Here is a 2243-nt window from a genome sequence, read left to right on the forward strand (position 1 = left end):
TTGTTTTTGTCAATAATAAATTGAGCCAGAGCGATCACTTCAAAAGTGAGCCACTTTTAGAATCAGAGTTCCCATAAATGGGAGAAGGTGGGTGTTTGGATGAGTTGCCCCTAGGGGCAACTCATCCAAACGCTTCGCGCACCTGGCTACCACTCCCCATTTTCCCTCTGTTTCATACTTTGACGGAATCGATAAGATTCTCCGTTTAGAAGAAGAATGTGCGAACGGTGAGTGAGCCGATCAAGCAACGCTGCTGTCATCTTTTCATCCCCAAAAATGTTCGTCCATTCTACAAATTCAAGATTTGTTGTAATGATGACACTTGCACGTTCATAGCGATTGGAAAAGAACTGAAATAATAGCTCTGCTCCTGTTTTGGAAAAGGGGATATATCCCAGTTCATCTACGATGATCACATCATATTTGAGCCACTTCTTCTCAAACGCACCAAGTTTGTGCTCTTCTTTAGCAATAAGCAACTCTTCCACTAACTCGGAAGCAGTAATGAATTTGGTTTTGTAGCCATTTTGGATCATAGCGATTCCAAGCCCAATGGCCAAATGGGTTTTCCCTGTGCCACTATTCCCTAGAAAAATAATATTCTCTTTTCTCTCTACAAACTCACCTTTTGCGAGTGTGAGAAATCGATTTCGATTTAAGCTCGGCATGAAAGTAAAATCATAGGTGTCTAAAGTTTTGTGGATGGGAAAGGCAGCTTGTTTGAGCCTTCGCTGTCTTTGATTTTCCTCTCTTGCCTGCACTTCTGCTTCTAATAGTGCCAATAAGTATTCTTCATACCGTAGATTTCTTTCTTCTGCCTCTCTTGCGAGAGAGCGATATTGTTTCGCAATTGTAGGCATTCTCAATTGCTTCGTGATATGGTCTAAAAGGATTTCTGTTGTCATTTCATCTGACCTCCCGTTAATTGTCCGTATTGAGCTACGTTTGCCTTTTGAATTTTATAGTCTAGTAGATTTACAGGCGTTTTCTCCTTAGATAGATCTTGGACCTGCAAGTAGTTATTCGTCAGTCTTTGAATGATTTCATGGACGACTTCATACCGATAGACCTGCGCTTGTTCAGCTTCTCGTAATGCTTGTGTCAATTTTTCCATCCCGATCTCTCGATGAAGGAGAAGGAGTCGGATAAATTTACGGTCGCCCGCGGCTCCTTCTTGTTCCCTCATTTTTCGGTGAAAACGCCTAAATACATCCGGAAGGTCAGATGATTGAAATGCATGGGCATCCCGAATCGCTCGCGGTTTTTTTAATAATGCCTCCAGATAATGATCTAGATTGGTGATCATCTGGTTCCGTTCGTAAGAACGAGGATGTTCAGCGATCACTTGATTTTGAGCCACAACGATCACATGATCGACAAATATTTTTGCCCATACAGCTTGACCTACATAACTACAAGGGACAGAATACTGATTGGTCTCCACTGTAATTAAAGAGGTCTTATTCACCTGACAAGAGACTAATCGGCAAGCTTCAAACTTCTTTTCAGGGAGTGGGTGTAGATACTCCTTTTCTTTCGCCCACATTTGCGCAACCGTTTCTTTAGTGAACGGAACGGTTTTTTCTTCCGCCTCTCTCAAACACCAGTCCAATAGATAAGCGTTTAATTCCTCCAGCGATTGTACGTCCGGAAGCGGAACGAAGACGTTTCTTCTTACGTATCCGACCGTCCCTTCCACTCGTCCTTTTTCATTCCCGGAACGAATATTACAAAACTCTGCCTTAAACAAATAGTGGGATTGTAAGGCTAGAAAAGCATCCTGTTCGAGACGATCTCTCCCTTGGAGTATTTTTACTACGGCTGTTTTTAAATTATCAAATACCCCTTCGGTAGGTACTCCTCCAAAGAATTCAAACGCATGGACAAAGCCATCTAAGAAAGCCTCCTGTTTCTCATGCAGGTATGCTCGTACAAATCGCATTCGACTTGCCGAAAGTTGCATACAAAAGAGGTAAATTCGTTGTGTTCGACCCTGTAGAATAATATCCGCCTCTCCCCAGTCGAATTGGAATTGGTGGCCGAGTTGAAAGTCAAGGGGAATAAAGACTTCCTGTAGCTTCTTCTTACGTTTGGCTACAACCTTACGGATGTTGGACTCAGATCCTTTGAAATCGTACTCATCGACCAATCTTCGATAAATTCTGGCAGCGGTATGACGTTGTTTTCCCCAACGTTTTAGATCGTCTTCGAGCCATTGATCAATAATGGGCAAGACTCGCTTC

2 protein-coding genes are annotated in these 2243 nt (G+C 42.7%); both read right to left on the reverse strand.

The genetic code is table 11. The annotated features are described in order from the left end of the window. Positions 1 to 146 precede the first annotated feature (146 nt). Positions 147 to 905, reverse strand: a complete 759-nt coding sequence (istB, locus tag FB379_RS18215; RefSeq protein WP_066251710.1) for an IS21-like element helper ATPase IstB — start codon at positions 903 to 905, stop codon at positions 147 to 149. Continuing rightward, on the reverse strand, positions 902 to 2243 hold a 1342-nt coding region (gene istA / locus FB379_RS18220), incomplete at its 5' end, for an IS21 family transposase (protein WP_144598579.1). The genes istA and istB, both read right to left, overlap by 4 nt.

Origin of the sequence: Aeribacillus composti (genome assembly GCF_007827555.1) — a bacterium.
GTDB classification, from domain to species: domain Bacteria; phylum Bacillota; class Bacilli; order Bacillales; family Aeribacillaceae; genus Aeribacillus; species Aeribacillus composti.

Excerpts from the sequence above, each read along its gene's own strand:
- istB (WP_066251710.1), bottom strand. The coding sequence starts at position 905 with ATGACAACAGAAATCCTTTTAGACCATATCACGAAGCAATTGAGAATG.